This is a genomic window from Kitasatospora mediocidica KCTC 9733 (assembly GCF_000744225.1).
Lineage (GTDB): Bacteria > Actinomycetota > Actinomycetes > Streptomycetales > Streptomycetaceae > Kitasatospora > Kitasatospora mediocidica.
The window spans coordinates 163,129-178,493 of the sequence record NZ_JQLN01000005.1 but is presented as its reverse complement, the minus strand read 5'-3'; the positions used below and the strand labels follow the sequence as shown (position 1 = coordinate 178,493).

Genomic DNA, 15,365 nt, shown 5'->3' with positions numbered 1-15,365 from the left:
TGAGCAGCCCCTTCACCCTGACGGCCCGTCACCCTCGCGGTGGCGGGCCGTCGGCATGCCCGATGATGTTCGAATGATGCGAGTGACGATCCGAGAGCCCCGCCCCGCCGACATCGGGCCGTACGCCGAGGCCGTACGGCGCTCCGCCGAGCACATCGGCCAGTGGAACCCGGTGGAGCCGGACGGGCTGCCCGAGCTGTTGCAGCGTCAGGGGGAGGGGCTGCGCACCTTTCTGATCATCGATCGGGAGACCGGTGGCCTGGCCGGCAAGTGCAACGTGGCCAACATCGTGATGGGTCGTTTCTGCAACGGCGCGCTCGGCTACGACAGTTACGTCCCGTTCAACGGCACCGGCCGGATGACCGAGGGCCTGCAGCTGGTGATCGACCGCTGTTTCGCCGACCAGGCGTCCGGCGGACTGGGCCTGCACCGGCTGGAGATCAACGTGCAGCCGGACAACGAGCGCTCGGTGGCGCTGGCCCGGCGGCTGCGGTTCCGGCACGAGGGCTTCACGCCGCGGATGCTCTTCCTGTCCGGTGCCTGGCGCGACCACGAGCGCTTCGCACTCACCCGAGAGGAGCGGACCCCGCTGGCCTGAGGCTAGCGGGGCCGCTCGGCCACCACGTAGCGGAAGACGTTGGCCATCCGCACCGAGCCGTCGGTGCGGCCGAACGGGTGCAACGCCTCGACCAGCTCCTTGGTCACCAGCGCCTCGCCGGAGTACTCCAGCGCCGCGTCGAACAGGCCGGTGGAGAGCACGCCGCGTACCGCGCTGTCCAGGTCCGGGTAGGCGAACGGGCAGCTCACCCGGCCGCTGCCGGCCGGCCGCAGTCCGGCGCAGGCCAGCAACTGCTCCAGCGCCCCCGGGGAGCTGAGCGCGAACGGGTCCCGGTCCGGCACCGGCGCGCTGCGCCGGTGGGCGACCTCCAGGACGGCGGCGCTCTCGCACCGCTCGGCCGGGCCCCAGCCGGCCAGCACCAGGTGCCCGCCGGGCAGCACCGCGGTGGCCGCGCCGGCGACCAGCCGCTGCGGGTCCTCGACGCGGTGCAGCTCCTCGAAGACGGTGACCAGCGCGTAGGCCGTCCGGGGGTTGTCGGGGTCGGCGGGTTCGCGCAGGGCGTCCGCGAGCACCCGCAGCCGGCGGCCGCGGGCCAGCTCGCGCAGCTCGGGGGCCGACTCCAGGCCGGCCACCTGGGCGCCCCGGGCGGCGGCCAGCAGCAGCGCCAGCCCGGAGCGGCAGCCGATCCCGAGCACGCTGCCGGCCGGCCCCACCTCCAGCCGCTGGTAGACCGCCTCGTAGAGCGGGACGAGCATCCGTTCCTGGATCTCGGCCCAGTCCCGCGCCCGTGTGCTGCTGTCGGCCCGTTCCGACCGTGTCGCCGTGCCTTGCGCTGAAGCCATCCTGCGGCCTCCCATCCGGTCCGTGGACGTGCTGCGAATGCTCCCCCCAACTGTCCCGCCCCGCATCCAGCGAACAACGCCCCGGGCGCGGCGTCCAGAGGGGTGCACGGGGGTATCCGCACAAGGCGGTCGTGCGCCCCTCGCGCTCTCCTCGTGCTCTCCGCGCACGCCGCCGATTCACAGTCGGTCGGCCTCGCCCCGTACCCTTCGCACCATGGCAAAGGCTCCCGTTCTCACCCCGCAGGCCGACGACTTCCCTCGCTGGTACCAGGACCTGATCAACAAGGCCGAACTGGCCGACAATGGTCCGGTCCGCGGCACCATGGTCATCCGACCGTACGGCTACGGCCTGTGGGAGCGGATGCAGCAGGAGATGGACGCTCGGATCAAGAAGGCAGGCGCGCAGAACGCCTACTTCCCGATGTTCATCCCGCAGTCCTACCTGACCCGCGAGGCCGAGCACGTCGAGGGCTTCGCCCCCGAGCTCGCGGTGGTTACGCACGGCGGCGGCAAGGAACTCGAGGAGCCGGTCGTGGTGCGGCCGACCTCCGAGACGATCATCAACGAGTACTTCTCCAAGTGGGTGCAGAGCCACCGCGACCTGCCGCTGCTGATCAACCAGTGGGCCAACGTGGTCCGTTGGGAGCTGCGCCCGCGGGTCTTCCTGCGCACCACCGAGTTCCTCTGGCAGGAGGGGCACACCGCGCACGCCACGTACGAGGACGCCCGCGCCTACGCCTCGCGGATCCACACCGAGGTCTACGCCGACTTCATGACCAACGTGCTGGGCATCGACGTGACGCTCGGCCGCAAGACCGCCAAGGAGCGCTTCGCCGGCGCGATCAACACCCTCACCCTCGAGTCGATGATGGGTGACGGCAAGGCCCTGCAGATGGGCACCAGCCACGAGCTGGGCCAGAACTTCGCCAAGGCCTTCAACACGACCTTCCTGTCCAACGGCTCGGAGCGCGAGCACGTCTGGCAGACCTCCTGGGGCGTCTCCACCCGGATGGTCGGCGGCCTGATCATGTCGCACGGCGACGACAACGGCCTGCGGGTCCCGCCGCGGCTGGCGGCCGTGCAGGCCGTCGTGCTGGCCATCAAGGGCGACGAGGCGGTGCTGGCCAAGGTGCGCGAGATCGGCGCCCAGCTGGAGGCCGTCGGCATCCGCGTGGTGGTCGACGACCGCACCGACACCCCGTTCGGGCGGCGCGCCGTGGACTGGGAGCTCAAGGGCGTTCCGGTGCGGATCGAGGTCGGCCCGCGCGACCTGGAGGCCGGCACCGCGATGCTGGCCCGCCGGATCCCCGGCGGCAAGGAGCCGGTGTCGGTGGACAGCCTCGCCGCCCTGCTGCCCGGCATCCTGGAGGAGGACCAGGCGCTGCTGCTCAAGCAGTCCCGCGAGCGCCGCGAGTCCCGCACGGTGGAGGTCGCCACCATCGACGAGGCGATCGAGGCCGCCGCCACCGGCTGGGGCCGGATCTCCTGGGCCGACCTCGGTCCGCAGGGCGAGGCCAAGCTCGCGGAGCAGGGTGTCTCGGTGCGTTGCATTGTTGCCGAAGACGGTTCCGTTCCGGCTTCGGACGACCAATCGGGAAACATCGCGATCGTTGCCAGGGCCTACTGAGTAACTAGTGGGTGACGCTGTCCGGTCTACTGACCAGTCAACTCCCCGCCAGGCTGAACTAGCGGTACGGTAAACGGCCCGTGGCCCTGTCAAGTCGACCGGGCCCCGGGTCGTACGCCTGGAGCGCTGAATTCGGCGTGCCCTGGGAACGGCGGACCCGGCGAGGAACGACGGTTGCAGACATTGAGGGGGTTGGCCTTGCGTCAGATTCCACGCGCTCAAGAACGGCAGTGTCACACAGAGCTGAGCAATCGCTGGGAATTCCCAGTAAATGCCCAAGGATGGAACACCGGCACGCACTCCCTCGTTGGCATAGCGTGAGCACGACACAGCCCCTCGTCCTCGCGGCCGAACTGGCCGCCGCCTGGAGCGACATCCAGGCCTACCATCACGACCTGCCGGACCTCGCCTCCCCGGAGGCGCTGATCGGTGAGTCGTCCTCGGCCTGCGGCACCCAGCTCGGTTTCGAGCGGCTGCTGCACGAGGCCGCCCACGGTCTGGCCGCGGCCCGCGACATCCGGGACACCTCCCGGGCCGGGCGCTACCACAACCGCCGATTCCTGCTGCTCGCCTCCGAGTTGGGCCTGGCGCACCCGGTCGAGCCGCATGCCAGCAGCGGCTTCTCCCAGGTGACGATGCTCGCCGAGACCGAAGAGCGCTACGCCATGACCATCGACCGTCTGGAGCTCGCCCTCGGCGCCCACCAGCAGGCCGTCACCGGGGACGGCGGCGTGCTGCGCGCCTTCCGCGGCCCGGCCGGCCGGCACGGCTCCTCGGGCGGCGGCGTCCGCGTCAAGGCCGTCTGCGGCTGTGGCCGCAACGTCCGGGTCGTGCCGTCGGTGCTCGCGCAGGCCTCGATCGTGTGCGGCGCCTGCATGCAGCCGTTCAAGATCACGTGAGGCCGCTCTCCCTGGCCGGGGCACTGCCCCGGTCGGGCAGAGGCGCGTCATGTGGCACAATCGATAGCTGATACCCGGCAGCCGAGCAGGACCCCTCTCTCCTACGGCTGGCGTGTCATTCGAACGGCCGACCCTGCAACCCCACGCAGGAGCGCGGTCGCTCACCCACGTCAACTCCAGGAGAACCCACTCCCGTGGCAGTCAAGATCAAGCTCAAGCGTCTCGGTAAGATCCGCTCCCCTCACTACCGCATCGTCATCGCCGACTCGCGCACCAAGCGTGACGGCCGTGCGATCGAGGAGATCGGCATCTACCAGCCGACGTACAACCCCTCGAAGATCGAGGTCGACAGCGACCGCGCCCAGTACTGGCTGTCCGTCGGCGCCCAGCCGACCGAGCCGGTCCTCGCGATCCTCAAGCTGACCGGTGACTGGCAGAAGTACAAGGGCCTGCCCGCCCCGGCCCCGCTGCTCGTCGCCGAGCCCAAGGTCGAGGACTTCTCGCACCTGTTCGCGAAGGCCGTCGCCGGCTTCGAGGACAGCACCACCGGTGTTGCCATCACCCCGAAGGCCAAGAAGTCGGACAAGGTCGAGGCTGACGCCGAGACCACCGAGGCCTGATCGTGATCGAGGACGCCCTGGACCATCTGGTGAAGGGCATCGTCGAGCACCCCGACGAGGTGCAGGTGCGCTCGCGCAACCTGCGCCGGGGCAACACCATCGAGGTCCGGGTTCACCCCGATGACCTCGGCAAGGTGATCGGCCGTGGCGGCCGGACCGCGCGCGCTCTGCGCACCGTGGTCGGCGCCCTCGGCGGACGCAACGTCCGTGTCGACCTGGTCGACGTGGACAGCATCCGCTGACGACTGTCGTCGTCTGCTCGGGACCGGCCGGGACGCGTGTACGCGTCCCGGCCGGTCCTTTTCCCGCTCCCGGCTCGTATCGCCGCCCGGGGCGGTCCAGGCTTTTCCCAGTAGCCCAATCTCTCGAAGCTCAGGAGTGCTCACCGTGCAGCTCGTCGTCGGCCGGATCGGCCGCGCCCACGGCATCAAGGGGGACGTCAGTGTCGAGGTCCGCACGGACGAGCCGGAGCTGCGGCTCGGCCCGGGCGCGGTCCTGCTCACCGACCCCGCCTCGGCCGGCCCGCTGACCGTGGAGTCGGGCAAGGTGCACAGCGGTCGGCTGCTGCTGCGCTTCGCCGGGGTGCAGGACCGCAACGCCGCGGAGGCGCTGCGCAACACCGTCCTGATCGCCGAGGTCGACCCGGAGGAGATGCCGGAGGACCCGGAGGAGTACTACGACCACCAGCTGATCGGGCTGGACGTGGTGCTGCTCGACGGGACGCCGGTCGGTGAGCTCAGCGAGGTCGTCCACCTGCCGTACCAGGACCTGCTCACGGTGATCCGGCCGGACGGCACCGAGGTGCTGATCCCGTTCGTCTCGAAGATCGTGCCGACCGTCGACCTGGAGAACCAGCGGGTCGTCATCGACCCGCCCGGCGGCCTGATCGACCCGGAGAACGCCGAGACCGTCGGCACCGAGGGCCCCGAGGACGACGACGCCGAGGGATCCGAGTGACCGAGCAGCACGGCATGCGGATCGACGTCGTCAGCATCTTCCCCGAGTACCTGGAACCGCTGAACGTCTCGCTGGTCGGCAAGGCCCGCGCCCGCGGCCAGCTCGACGTGCGCCTGCACGATCTGCGCGGCTGGACCACGGACGTGCACCGCACGGTGGACGACACCCCGTACGGCGGCGGGCCCGGCATGGTGATGAAGCCGGAGCCGTGGGGCGCCGCGCTCGACGCGGTGCTCGCCGACGGACCGCCCGGACTCGTCCCGACCCTGGTGGTGCCCACCCCCAGCGGTGTGCCGTTCGCCCAGGAGCTCGCCCAGGAGCTGGCCGGCCGTCCCTGGCTGGCCTTCGCGCCGGCCCGCTACGAGGGCATCGACCGCCGGGTCATCGACGAGGCCGCCACCCGGATGCCGGTGGTCGAGGCCTCGATCGGCGACTACGTGCTGGCCGGTGGCGAGGTCGCCGTGCTGGTGATGGTCGAGGCGATCGCCCGGCTGCTGCCCGGCGTGCTCGGCAATGCGGAGTCGCACCGCGACGACTCGTTCGCCCCCGGCGCGATGGCCGACCTGCTGGAGGGCCCGGTCTACACGAAGCCCGCCGAGTGGCGCGGCCGGGAGGTCCCCGAGGTGCTGCTCAGCGGCAACCACGGGAAGATCGCCCGCTGGCGCCGCGAGCAGGCCTTCGCCCGCACCCTGGCACACCGCCCCGACCTGGTGGCGCGCTGGAGCAACGGCGACTTCGACAAGAAGGACCGCGAGGCGCTCAGCATCCTCGGCCTGCTGTGGGACGCGGACCTGGGCCGATTTCGGTCCACGGTCGATCCTGTGGAAGAATAGGCGGCTGCTGTCTGTCGCTGGGCTCCCCGCAGGGGATCCAGTGGTCCGGTACCCCCGCCACGGGGGGTCTGCCGCCAGCCGACGCGACCCGCAGCGCACCCCATCAGCATCAATTTCCGTGGGCGGCCCGTGGCGCCCGCGATGGAGAGCAACATGAGCAACAAGCTCGCTGCTGTCGACGCGGCCTCGCTGCGTTCCGACATTCCGGCCTTCCGCGCCGGTGACACCCTGAAGGTTCACGTCCGGGTCATCGAGGGCAGCCGCTCCCGTGTCCAGGTCTTCCAGGGCGTCGTGATCCGCCGCCACGGTTCGGGCATCGGTGAGACCTTCACCGTCCGCAAGGTGAGCTTCAACGTCGGCGTGGAGCGTACCTTCCCGGTGCACACCCCGATCGTCGAGAAGATCGAGGTCGTCACCCGCGGTGACGTGCGTCGCGCCAAGCTGTACTACCTGCGTGACCTGCGCGGCAAGGCCGCGAAGATCAAGGAGAAGCGCGACCGCTGATCCGTCGCCCCCCGCCTCGGCAGGGGGTGCAGGATGCTCATCCGGGGCGGCTAAGCTCACCCCGATGAGCACGCACGAACCGATCGCGGACCGCGACGGCAGTCCCGCACCCGAGGGTGTGCGGACGCCGTCGCGGTCCGCGGCCGTTTCCGGCGAGGACGCCGGAAACGTTGCTGAAGCCGCCGACGAGCCGGGCGGCTGGCGTACCCGCGACCTGTTCCTCCTCGTGGGCGCGTGCCTGCTGATCCTGGTGCTCGTCAACGTCTTCGTCGCCCAGCCCTTCGTCGTCCCCTCGGCCTCGATGGAGAACGCCCTGCGGCCCGGCGACCGGCTGGTGGTCGACAAGCTGGCGTACCGCTTCGGCGGCCAGGTCCAGCGCGGTGACGTGGTCGTCTTCGACGGCACCGGCTCCTTCCTCCCCGAGGGCGACGAACCGAGCGGAATCGGCGCGGAGCTGAGCAAGGTCGGTGCCTCGCTCGGCCTGGCGGCCTCGGACGGCTCGGTCTTCGTCAAGCGCGTCATCGGCGTCGGCGGCGACCGGGTGACCTACCACGTGGGTGACCAGCGGCTCACCGTCAACGGTGTTCCGCTCACCGAGTCCGACTACCTCTTCCCCGGCGACGCGCCCTCCAGCGTCGGCTTCGACATCGTGGTACCGCCCGGTGAGCTGTGGATGATGGGCGACCACCGCAGCGACTCCCGGGACTCCCGGGACCACCTGGGCGACCCGGGTGGTGGCTTCGTGCCCACCGGCAAGGTGATCGGGCGGGCCGACTGGGTGGTCTTCCCGGTCGGTCACTGGACGAGCCTGGACCGCCCGGCCGGCTTCGCCGCCGTCGCCTCCGCCTCCGCAGGGGGGAGCGGTGGTCATGGGGACCAGGGGTAGGCCTCCGGCGCAGCTGCTGGACCGGCCGGCCGCAGGGCGTGGGCGCGCAGAGCGGCGCAGGACGGCGAAGCGCGCCTCGCGTCGCGTCAAGCGCTCCCTGATGCGCGAAGTTCCGCTGATCGGCGTGGTCGCGCTGCTCATAGCGCTGGCGCTGAAGACCTTCCTCGTCCAGGTCTTCGTGATCCCGTCCGGCTCGATGGAGCAGACCATCCGGATCGGTGACCGGGTGCTGGTGGACAAGCTGACGCCCTGGTTCGGCAGCCAACCGCAGCGCGGCGACGTGGTGGTCTTCAAGGACCCGGGCGGCTGGTTGGAGAACGACGCCGTCCCCGACACCGACGGACCGGTCACCCACGGACTCAAACAGGCTTTCAGCTACGTCGGGTTGCTGCCCTCCAGTGGTGAACAGGACCTGATCAAGCGGGTGATCGGAGTCGGCGGCGACACCGTGGCCTGCTGCGACCCGCAGGGCCGAATCACCGTCAACGGCAAGGCGATCGACGAGCCGTACCTCGCTCCCGGCAACCCGCCCTCGCGGATCCCCTTTCAGGTGAAGGTCCCGCCGGGCAGCCTCTGGGTGATGGGCGACCACCGCGACGTCTCCGCCGACTCCCGCTACCACATGGGCAATCCGGGCGGCGGCAGCGTGCCGTTGAAGGACGTGGTCGGCCGGGCCTTCCTGATTGCCTGGCCGCTGGGCCGACTTCAGGGCATCCCCGCCGGGCCCGCCGCGGTACCGGCTGCCGCCGCCGGGCCCGTCCTGCCGCTCGCCACCCGGGCCGGCTTCTCGGCGGCCTCGCCGCGGGCGGGTCCGGGAGACGATTGGCAATCCGTGGCGTCCAGGCCGGGTCTGTTGGAACCCTCGCTCGTTATGGGGATGTTGGGCGTTCCTCCGGCCCTCGTTCGACGGCGGCGCCGGAAGCGTGCAGGCGGGCCGCCGTGTGGGAAGACCCCGGTGGACCGCCCGGAGTGATAGAGAGGTGCAGGAGCGCCCGCAGTCGGAAGCGGGCCGTTCCCCAAGGCTGTGCTGGTGTCAGGCCGTCCTTTCCGGGCAGGCCTGAGGCGGGTTCATGGTCGTCACAGAGCGTGGTGCCCGCTGTGCGGCACTGGTGAGCGCGGGCGTGAGACACGTCCGCACAGCAGGGAGGAGATGTCGTGGGGGATCTGGTGATCGGCGCCCGCTCAGGAGCCGGCGAGCCTGAGGGCTCCGGCAACCGTACGGCCCAGTCCACCGAATCCGCAGAGCCTTCGGAGCCCGGCGACGACTCGGCGGCTGACCGTCGCGGTCCTGCCGAGGTGCCCGAGGAGCCCGTGGAGCGCGAGAAGCCACCGGGTGAGCGCAAGCAGCGGTCGTTCTGGAAGGAACTGCCGATCCTGATCGGCATCGCTCTGGTCCTGGCACTGGTCATCAAGACCTTCTTCGTCCAGGCGTTCTCGATTCCCTCGGAGTCGATGCAGAACACCCTTCAGGTCGGCGACCGGGTGCTGGTGGACAAGCTCACCCCGTGGTTCGGCTCGACGCCGGACCGCGGCGAGGTCGTGGTCTTCCACGACCCGGGCGGCTGGCTGAACGACGAGCCCAGCACGCAGAGCAGCAACTCGGTGATCCGCGGCTTCCAGGACGTCCTGAGCTTCATCGGCCTGATGCCGTCCGCGAACGAGAAGGACCTGATCAAGCGCGTGATCGGGGTCGGCGGCGACACGGTGCAGTGCAACGGCACCGGCCCGCTGATGGTCAACGGCGTCGCGCTGGACGAGCCGTACATCTACCCGGGCGCGACGGCGTGCGGCACCAAGCCGTTCGGGCCGATCAAGGTGCCGCCGAACAGCATCTGGGTGATGGGCGACCACCGGGACGACTCGCTGGACTCGCGCTTCCACATGGACCAGCCGGGCGGCGGCAGTGTGCCGGACAAGGACGTCATCGGGCGGGCCTTCGTGGTCGCCTGGCCGCTGAACCGCTGGAGCACGCTCCCGATCCCGTCCACCTTCAGCCAGAAGGGGATCTCCAACCAGAAGGCGCTCTCCGCCGAGGGCATGGCCCCGCCGCTGGCCGCGGTCGGTGGCGCGCTGCCGTTCGCCTGGTGGGTGCGGCGGCGCCGGAACTGACCGGACACCGGGCGCACAGCCCGGTTTTGCCCCGGGCTTTGCCCGTGGGCGCGGCTTCGGCTCTTGCGCGGGCCGTGGTACCGACGAGTAATCTGCTCGGACGTGCCACGGCCCGCCGCCGTGTCCGGCCCCTTCTTCCCCTGGACGGTCCCGATGAGCAGCCTCGCCGCAGACACCACCGGCCCGGCCGCCGGCTCCCCGCCGGACCGGCCCGCGGCGCGGCGGGCCGGCGCGGTGGCGCAGGGCGTGGCGCTGGCGCTGGGCCTGGTCCTGCTGCTGGGCGGCTTCGGGCTGATCGCGGTGGACTACCGGCCGTACACCGTGCCCACCGGGTCGATGGAGCCGACCGTCGCGGCCAACGACAAGGTGCTCGCACGCAAGGTCGGCGGGGCCGCGGTGGGCCGCGGCGACGTGGTGGTCTTCCACGACCGGACCTGGGGCACCGAGACCATGGTCAAGCGCGTGATCGGCATCGGCGGGGACACCGTGGTCTGCTGCGACGCGCAGGGGCACCTGAGTGTCAACGGCTCGCCGATCGACGAGCCGTACCTCAACCGGAACCCGTTGCAGGGCGTCACGCCCCTCGCGTCCACCTCCTTCACCGCCACGGTGCCGACCGGGCGGCTCTTCGTGCTCGGCGACAACCGGGTCGGCTCGCAGGACTCCCGGGTGCACCTCGACCAGCTCGCCGGGACAGTGGCCACCACGGACGTGCTCGGCCGGGTGGAGGCCACCGTCTGGCCGGTGGCCAGGACCGGGATGCTCGGGCGAACGGCCGCATTCGACGCGCTCGGCGGCGCGGGCGACGACCGGAGCGGGCCGCTCGAACCGGCCGCCTACGCGATGCTGGCCGGGGCCGCGCTGATCGTGCTGACCTCGCTGGCCGGCTCGCTGGCCGGACTGGCCCGGCGCCTGCGCGGCTGACGCCGCTCCTCCCCCCGGGGCTCGTTGACACTGCGGTCGGATCGCGGTGCGCTTGGCAGGCGACGGGCCTGGGCGGACAGCGGGCAGCGGTCAGTGGGCAGCGGGTGGAGAGGCGGGACGGATCGATGACGGTGCGGCGGCGCAGGGCGGCTCGGGTGCTCCTGCTGGACGGGGAGAGCCGGTTGCTGCTCTTCCACGGCTTCGACCCCGCGGAGCCCGCGCGGACCTGGTGGTTCACTCCGGGCGGCGGTCTGGAGCCGGGGGAGGACTCGCGTGAGGCGGCGCTGCGCGAACTCGCCGAGGAGACCGGACTGACCGCGGTGCGGCTGGGCCCGGTGGTCGCGGTAGACCTCGCCGCGTTCAGCTACGACGGCGAGGAGTACGAGCAGGAGCAGTGGTTCCACCTCGCGCACACCGAGGAGACCGCGCTGGACTGCTCGGGCAGCCCGGCGGCGGAGCAGCCCCAGCTTCGGGAGGCCCACTGGTGGACGGTGGCCGAGTTGCGGGCAACCGCCGAGACGGTCTACCCGCGGGGGCTCGCCGGGCTGGTGGAGCGGCTGCTGGACCAGGGGCCGCCAGTCGTTCCGGTACGGCTCTGACTGAGGGTGTAGTGGTCCACAATGGTGAAGGACCTGCCGAACTGAGGGGACGCGTGCATGAGTGCCGAAGATCTCGAAAAGTACGAGACCGAGATGGAGCTCAAGCTCTACCGGGAGTACAAGGACGTCGTCGGGCTGTTCAAGTACGTCATCGAGACCGAGCGGCGTTTCTACCTCACCAACGACTACGAGCTGCAGGTGCACTCGGTCCAGGGTGAGGTGTTCTTCGAGGTCTCGATGGCCGACGCCTGGGTGTGGGACATGTACCGGCCGGCCAGATTCGTCCGCAAGGTGCGGGTGCTGACGTTCAAGGACGTCAATGTCGAGGAGCTCGCCAAGAGCGACCTCGAACTACCGTCGGACGAGGCGGGCTTCGGCAACTGACACCCGACCGGGTGAGGCCGGTTGTCCACATCCCCGGGGTTATCCACAGGAATCACGTCGGCTCTACCGGGTCTCCGACCGCGCTGACAGCCTCCCTCCAGGGAGGTGATCACCGTGCAGAACGCACAGACTGCCCTCGGTCGCTATGGCGAGGAGGTGGCAGCGCGCTGGCTCGGTTCGGGAGGCCTACAGGTCCTGGAGCGCAACTGGCGCTGCTCGGCCGGCGAGCTCGACATCGTCGCGCTGGATGGCGACACCGTGGCCGTCTGCGAGGTGAAGACCCGGTCGGAGCGCGGGTTCCAGCAGCCGGCGGAGGCCATCGGCCCGGCCAAGGCCGACCGGCTGAGACGGCTGGCCGAGCGCTGGCTGAGCGAGCGCTGGCCGGTCCATTTCGCGCTCCTGGCGGCGGGGGTCGCACCCTGCGGCCCGAGCTCGTATCCGTCGTCCGGCACGGCCCCACCGCCACCGGGCGGGGTGCGGATCGACCTGCTGTGCGTGGTCAGCCGGGCCAGGGGCGCCGCGTCGGTCGAGCACCTTCGGGGGGTGCTCTGAGATGGCCTTCGCCCGGACGTGTTCGGTGGCCCTGGTCGGTGTCGACGGCGTGGTGGTCGAGGTCCAGGCGGATCTTGAACCCGGCGTCGCCGCGTTCAGCCTGGTCGGCCTGCCCGACAAAGCCCTCAGCGAGGCCCGTGACCGGGTCAGGGCGGCCATCACCAACAGCGGCGAGAGCTGGCCGCAACGCAAGCTGACGGTCGGGCTCAGCCCGGCCTCGGTGCCCAAGAGTGGCAGCGGATTCGATCTCGCGGTCGCCTGCGCGGTGCTCGCGGCCGCCGAGCGCCTGCCGCCCGCCGCCATCGCCGACCTGCTGATCATCGGTGAGCTCGGGTTGGACGGCCGGGTCAGACCGGTCCGCGGGGTGCTGCCCTCGGTACTCGCCGCCGCCGAGGCCGGATACCGGCACGTGGTGGTCGCCGAGCAGACCGCCGCCGAGGCGGCGCTGGTGCCCGGCGTCTCCGTGCTCGGCATCCGGAGCCTGCGCCAACTGATCGCCCTGCTCACCGATCAGCCGGTGCCCGAGGAGCCACCGGATCCGGTCGCCGGTCGCCCCGACGCGCTGCTCTCCGGGCTGCTGCTGCCGGGCGCGGCCGTCCGCCGGGGCGCGGCGGACCCGGAGTTCGGCCCCGACCTGGCGGATGTCGCCGGCCAGTACGAAGCACGCCAGGCCCTGGAGATCGCCGCCGCCGGCGGGCACCACCTCTACCTCAAGGGCCCACCCGGCGCGGGGAAGACCATGCTGGCCGAGCGGCTGCCCGGGCTGCTGCCCGCGCTGACCCAGCGCGAGGCGTTGGAGGTGACCGCCGTCCATTCGGTCGCCGGGCTGCTCCCACCCGGGCGCCCACTGGTCGACACCCCGCCGTACTGTGCCCCGCACCACTCGACCACCATGCCCGCGATCGTCGGCGGCGGCAGCGGCCTGCCCCGGCCGGGCGCCGTCTCACTCGCCCACCGGGGGGTGCTTTTCCTGGACGAGGCACCGGAGTTCCCGGTCCGCGTTCTGGACGCCCTGCGCCAGCCGCTCGAATCGGGCGAGGTGGTGATCGCACGATCAGCCGGCTCCCTGCGGCTACCGGCCCGTTTCCTGCTCTGCCTTGCGGCGAACCCCTGTCCCTGCGGGCGGTATTCACGGCGTGGTGAGGGGTGCGACTGCACGCCGGCGATGGTCAGCCGCTATCAGGGGCGCCTCTCCGGGCCGCTGTTGGACCGGGTGGATCTGCGGGTGCAGGTGGACCCGGTGACCAAGGCGGAGTTGCTGGACCGGGACAGCTCCGCCGAGAGCACGGCGGTCGTCGCCGGGCGGGTGCGGGTGGCCAGGGAGCGGGCCGCCGCCCGCTATGAGGGGACGCCCTGGCAGACCAACTCCCAGGTGCCGGGCCGCGAACTGCGCTCCCGATGGAGACCCGACGCCGGTGCGCTGGCCGACGCGGAACGCGAGATGGAGCGCGGCATGCTCACCGCGCGCGGTCTCGATCGGGTGCTCCGCGTTGCCTGGACGGTCGCGGACCTCGCCGGCCGCGACGCTCCGGGGCGCACCGAGCTGCGGACCGCCCTGGTGCTGCGCCGGGGCTTCCCGACCGGCCTACCCATGCAGGGCCCGACCCGCCCGCCGACCTAGCGGCTGATCATCCCCCCCCGAGGAGGCAACGATGCACGCTGTTCAGACCGCGCTCGACCTGGGCGACCTTGGCGACCTTGGGCCCCCTGGCGAAGCGGGCGACAACGGCGACGTGGGCGACGTGGGCGACTTGAGTGCTGCCGAGCGGGAGCCCGAGGCGGAACGCTTCGCCCGGGCCGCACTCACCAGGCTGGCCGAGCCCGGCGACCCCGCAGTCGGCCGGTGGCTGCTCGAACGCCCGGCGGCCGAACTCCTTCAACTCATCCGAGCCGGGATCGGGCACCCCGCGCTCCAGCTCGACCAGGCCCGAATCGCCGCGCTGAACGCCAGGTTGTCGGCCTGCCACCCGGCCGCCGACCTGGCCGGCATCGAGGCCGTCGGCGGACGCTTCGTCACCCCGGCCGATCCCGAGTGGCCCAGCCAGCTCGACGACCTGGGCGAGACCAAGCCGGTGGGGCTCTGGGTGCTGGGCACCGGCTCGTTGCGGCTGCTCGCCCTGCGGTCCGTCGCCGTGGTCGGCGCCCGGGCCTGCACCGCCTACGGTGCGCATGTCGCCGGTGAACTCGCCGCCCAACTCGCCGAGCGCGGCTGGGTCGTCGTCTCGGGCGCCGCCTACGGGATCGACTCGGCAGCCCATCGCGGTGCCCTGGCGGTCGGGGGCATGACGGTAGCCGTGCTCGCCTGTGGTGTGGATGTGGCCTACCCGCGCGGGAACACCGAGCTGATCCGGCGGATCTCCGGACAGGGTCAGCTGGTCAGCGAACTCCCGCCGGGCTCGCACCCGAACCGATTCCGCTTCATTCTGCGCAACCGGGTGATAGCTGCTTTGACCCGCGGCACCGTGGTGGTCGAAGCCGCGCTGCGCAGCGGAGCACTGAGCACGGCGCGGCGGGCGCACGAACTCAACCGGCACACGATGGGCATCTGTGGACCGGTCACCTCCGAGCTCTCGGCCGGAGTTCACGCGCTGCTCCGCAGTGGCGCCGCCACCCTGGTCACGGACGTCGCCGAGGTCGTCGAGCTGATCGGCGCCATCGGCGAGGACCTGGCTCCGCTGCGGCGCAGCGAGATGCGCCCGAGGGACGTCCTGCGGCCGGCGGCCGCGCAGGTGCTGGAGGCGATCCCGGCCGGTCGCGACGGCGCGCCCGTGGAGTACCTCGCACGTTGCTCGGGCCTCCCGGTGGACGAGGTCCTCAAGCAGCTGTACGAGCTCTGCTCACTGGGGTTCGTCCAGCGAGAGGGGTCGCACTGGCGGGTGATCCGCTGACGACCCGCCGGACGGGTCGGTGGACGATCCGCCGACGGTCGGTGGGCGCGGTCGGTGGGCGCGGTCGGTGGGCGCGGTCGGTACCTCGGCCGGCGGACAGGATGACCGGACGGGCCGTCGGTCAACGGGACACGTCGACGCCGGAGGTGAATGCGCGAGGCGCCCCGCGGGCGTCGGCGGTC

Annotated in this window: 18 protein-coding genes; 17 read left to right on the top strand and 1 reads right to left on the bottom strand. The window is 71.6% G+C overall.

Annotation, left to right across the window (positions count from 1 at the left end; all coding sequences use genetic code 11):
• Positions 1-76: 76 nt before the first annotated feature.
• The gene (locus BS80_RS14945; protein ID WP_083975245.1) at positions 77-598 is read left to right on the top strand and encodes a GNAT family N-acetyltransferase; all 522 of its coding nucleotides are present in this window, start codon (positions 77-79) and stop codon (positions 596-598) included.
• Positions 599-600: 2 nt separating this feature from the next.
• Here the strand turns inward: BS80_RS14945 and BS80_RS14940 are convergent, their stop codons facing one another.
• On the bottom strand, positions 601-1,401 hold the full coding sequence (locus BS80_RS14940) for a class I SAM-dependent methyltransferase (RefSeq protein WP_051966635.1): 801 nt from the start codon (positions 1,399-1,401) through the stop codon (positions 601-603).
• A 214-nt stretch (positions 1,402-1,615) separates the two neighbouring features.
• Between BS80_RS14940 and proS the strand changes: the two genes are divergently transcribed.
• The 16 genes from proS to dprA all read left to right on the top strand — a co-directional run bounded on the left by proS (position 1,616) and on the right by dprA (position 15,183).
• Entirely contained in the window at positions 1,616-3,028 is a 1,413-nt protein-coding gene (proS, locus tag BS80_RS14935) for a proline--tRNA ligase (protein ID WP_035797738.1), read from the top strand.
• Positions 3,029-3,345: 317 nt separating this feature from the next.
• Complete coding sequence (locus BS80_RS14930; RefSeq protein ID WP_035797737.1) at positions 3,346-3,927, top strand: hypothetical protein; 582 nt, start codon at positions 3,346-3,348, stop codon at positions 3,925-3,927.
• 194 nt (positions 3,928-4,121) lie between these two features.
• Complete coding sequence (rpsP, locus tag BS80_RS14925) at positions 4,122-4,547, top strand: 30S ribosomal protein S16 (protein WP_035797735.1); 426 nt, start codon at positions 4,122-4,124, stop codon at positions 4,545-4,547.
• Positions 4,548-4,549: 2 nt separating this feature from the next.
• On the top strand, positions 4,550-4,789 hold the full coding sequence (locus BS80_RS14920) for an RNA-binding protein (protein ID WP_030306741.1): 240 nt from the start codon (positions 4,550-4,552) through the stop codon (positions 4,787-4,789).
• A gap of 145 nt (positions 4,790-4,934) precedes the next feature.
• Entirely contained in the window at positions 4,935-5,504 is a 570-nt protein-coding gene (gene rimM, locus BS80_RS14915) for a ribosome maturation factor RimM (protein WP_035797733.1), read from the top strand.
• Positions 5,505-5,518: 14 nt separating this feature from the next.
• Positions 5,519-6,337 carry a tRNA (guanosine(37)-N1)-methyltransferase TrmD gene (gene trmD, locus BS80_RS14910; RefSeq protein WP_035801234.1) on the top strand — a complete coding sequence of 273 codons (819 nt, stop codon included), beginning with the start codon at positions 5,519-5,521 and terminating at the stop codon, positions 6,335-6,337.
• Between the two features lie 153 nt (positions 6,338-6,490).
• A complete protein-coding gene (gene rplS, locus BS80_RS14905; RefSeq protein WP_035797732.1) occupies positions 6,491-6,841 on the top strand; it encodes a 50S ribosomal protein L19 in 351 nt (116 codons plus the stop codon).
• A gap of 64 nt (positions 6,842-6,905) precedes the next feature.
• Positions 6,906-7,727 carry a signal peptidase I gene (gene lepB / locus BS80_RS14900; protein ID WP_035797731.1) on the top strand — a complete coding sequence of 274 codons (822 nt, stop codon included), beginning with the start codon at positions 6,906-6,908 and terminating at the stop codon, positions 7,725-7,727.
• A 100-nt stretch (positions 7,728-7,827) separates the two neighbouring features.
• Complete coding sequence (gene lepB, locus BS80_RS14895; protein WP_051966634.1) at positions 7,828-8,700, top strand: signal peptidase I; 873 nt, start codon at positions 7,828-7,830, stop codon at positions 8,698-8,700.
• A gap of 182 nt (positions 8,701-8,882) precedes the next feature.
• A complete protein-coding gene (gene lepB / locus BS80_RS14890) occupies positions 8,883-9,836 on the top strand; it encodes a signal peptidase I (RefSeq protein ID WP_035797730.1) in 954 nt (317 codons plus the stop codon).
• 153 nt (positions 9,837-9,989) lie between these two features.
• A complete protein-coding gene (lepB, locus tag BS80_RS14885) occupies positions 9,990-10,760 on the top strand; it encodes a signal peptidase I (protein WP_083975243.1) in 771 nt (256 codons plus the stop codon).
• Between the two features lie 125 nt (positions 10,761-10,885).
• On the top strand, positions 10,886-11,359 hold the full coding sequence (locus tag BS80_RS14880; RefSeq protein WP_035797728.1) for an NUDIX hydrolase: 474 nt from the start codon (positions 10,886-10,888) through the stop codon (positions 11,357-11,359).
• A gap of 57 nt (positions 11,360-11,416) precedes the next feature.
• Positions 11,417-11,743, top strand: coding sequence for a DUF2469 domain-containing protein (locus tag BS80_RS14875; protein WP_035797726.1), 327 nt, complete (start codon positions 11,417-11,419; stop codon positions 11,741-11,743).
• 105 nt (positions 11,744-11,848) lie between these two features.
• The gene (locus BS80_RS14870; RefSeq protein ID WP_083974740.1) at positions 11,849-12,295 is read left to right on the top strand and encodes a YraN family protein; all 447 of its coding nucleotides are present in this window, start codon (positions 11,849-11,851) and stop codon (positions 12,293-12,295) included.
• A gap of 1 nt (position 12,296) precedes the next feature.
• Positions 12,297-13,916 (top strand): YifB family Mg chelatase-like AAA ATPase, encoded by a 1,620-nt coding sequence (locus BS80_RS14865; RefSeq protein WP_035797725.1) that lies wholly within the window; start codon positions 12,297-12,299, stop codon positions 13,914-13,916.
• A 31-nt stretch (positions 13,917-13,947) separates the two neighbouring features.
• Complete coding sequence (gene dprA, locus BS80_RS14860) at positions 13,948-15,183, top strand: DNA-processing protein DprA (RefSeq protein WP_083974738.1); 1,236 nt, start codon at positions 13,948-13,950, stop codon at positions 15,181-15,183.
• Positions 15,184-15,365 lie beyond the last annotated feature (182 nt).

Bases quoted from the DNA above. Each gene is read 5' to 3' on its own strand.
- lepB (WP_051966634.1), top strand. From the start codon at position 7,828: ATGCGCGAAGTTCCGCTGATCGGCGTGGTCGCGCTGCTCATAGCGCTG.
- proS (WP_035797738.1), top strand. From the start codon at position 1,616: ATGGCAAAGGCTCCCGTTCTCACCCCGCAGGCCGACGACTTCCCTCGC.
- BS80_RS14880 (WP_035797728.1), top strand. From the start codon at position 10,886: ATGACGGTGCGGCGGCGCAGGGCGGCTCGGGTGCTCCTGCTGGACGGG.
- BS80_RS14940 (WP_051966635.1), bottom strand. From the start codon at position 1,401: ATGGCTTCAGCGCAAGGCACGGCGACACGGTCGGAACGGGCCGACAGC.
- BS80_RS14945 (WP_083975245.1), top strand. From the start codon at position 77: ATGCGAGTGACGATCCGAGAGCCCCGCCCCGCCGACATCGGGCCGTAC.
- BS80_RS14875 (WP_035797726.1), top strand. From the start codon at position 11,417: ATGAGTGCCGAAGATCTCGAAAAGTACGAGACCGAGATGGAGCTCAAG.
- lepB (WP_083975243.1), top strand. From the start codon at position 9,990: ATGAGCAGCCTCGCCGCAGACACCACCGGCCCGGCCGCCGGCTCCCCG.
- rplS (WP_035797732.1), top strand. From the start codon at position 6,491: ATGAGCAACAAGCTCGCTGCTGTCGACGCGGCCTCGCTGCGTTCCGAC.
- lepB (WP_035797731.1), top strand. From the start codon at position 6,906: ATGAGCACGCACGAACCGATCGCGGACCGCGACGGCAGTCCCGCACCC.
- trmD (WP_035801234.1), top strand. From the start codon at position 5,519: ATGCGGATCGACGTCGTCAGCATCTTCCCCGAGTACCTGGAACCGCTG.
- dprA (WP_083974738.1), top strand. From the start codon at position 13,948: ATGCACGCTGTTCAGACCGCGCTCGACCTGGGCGACCTTGGCGACCTT.
- BS80_RS14865 (WP_035797725.1), top strand. From the start codon at position 12,297: ATGGCCTTCGCCCGGACGTGTTCGGTGGCCCTGGTCGGTGTCGACGGC.